The sequence below is a fragment of the Cryobacterium sp. TMS1-20-1 genome, assembly GCF_004402355.1.
Lineage (GTDB): Bacteria > Actinomycetota > Actinomycetes > Actinomycetales > Microbacteriaceae > Cryobacterium > Cryobacterium levicorallinum.
In genome coordinates this window covers 1-1,190 of sequence record NZ_SOGF01000034.1, presented here as the reverse complement: position 1 = coordinate 1,190, position 1,190 = coordinate 1, and the positions used below count along the sequence as shown (strand labels likewise).

1 protein-coding gene is annotated in these 1,190 nt (G+C 61.3%); it reads left to right on the top strand.

Features of this window, described 5'->3' with window-relative positions; genetic code table 11:
* Positions 1-70: 70 nt before the first annotated feature.
* Positions 71-1,190, top strand: a protein-coding gene (locus E3O45_RS07885; RefSeq protein ID WP_134442903.1) for an IS3 family transposase whose coding sequence is annotated in 2 segments (ribosomal slippage) — positions 71-332 and positions 332-1,190 — 1,121 coding nt annotated over the 2 segments. Because the reading frame shifts where the segments join, the coding sequence is not laid out codon by codon here. This gene is flagged as partial in the annotation.

Sequence of the window (1,190 nt, the reverse complement as noted above, 5' to 3'; positions counted from 1 at the left end):
CTGAGCTGCCGCGGATATCTCGGACAGTGGGCCCTCTTAAAATGAGGGTTCACTGAAAGTAGAGATCAGCATGACCGCAGCGCGTAGGCGTTTCACCCAGGAGTTCAAAGACGAGCTGTGCCGCGAGGTGATCACAACCTCCAAACCGATCAAGGACGTCGCCACCGCATACGGCGTCGGGCCCGAGACGCTCCGGAACTGGCTCAACAAATACCGCGAGGCCAACGGCGGCACCGAAGTGGACTTGACCGTGTCGGAACGAGTCCGTCTGAAGGAACTCGAGCGGGAAGTTCAAGAGCTGCGGGCGGAGACCGCATTCTTGAAAAAAGCCAGCGCTTACTTCGCGCGGGAGCAGCGGTAGTGAGCAAGTACGAGTACATCGACTCCCAAAAATCGGAGCCCACCAACCGGAATTCGGTGGTGAAAATGTGCCTCTGGCTGGCCGTCTCCACGTCCGGTTTCTACGATTGGGCAGTGCGGCCGCAGTCCGCGACCTCGGCCCGCCGCGAGGCCTTGATCGCCCGGATTCAGCACTTCTTCGAGGAATCCGATGGCACCTACGGATACCGCCGGATCCACGCTGACCTAGGTGCCGAGCAGACCGAGTGCTCGCCCGAACTGGTGCGGCAACTCATGCGCCAGATCGGCCTCGTAGCCTGCCAACCACGGCCCTTCCGCATCACGACGGAGGCCGATGCCGAAGCGGCCGCGAACATGCCCGACCTCGTCAAACGCGACTTCACCGCCGACCGCCCCGGAGCGAAATTCGTCGGCGATATTACCTACATCCACACCTGGCAAGGATTCATCTATCTGGCCACCGTCATCGACTGCTACTCCAAGAAAGTTGTCGGCTGGTCCATCGCCGACCACATGCGCACCGAGCTCGTCGCCGACGCCCTCCGCAACGCCGCTGCGACGACCCAGATCGAGCCTCACGCGATCTGGCACTCCGACCGCGGCAGCGTCTATACCTCGGCCGATTTTCGGCTCCTGGTGACCGGCCTGGGGATGCGCTCCTCCATGGGCCGCACGGGCGTGTGTTGGGACAACAGCATGGCGGAAAGTTTCTTCTCGATGCTCAAAAATGAGCGTGTTTACCGCACCGCGTATGCCACGAAATCCCAAGCTCGCAGCGACGTCATCCGATATATCGAAGGGTTTTACAACAGTCGACGCCGGCACTCCGC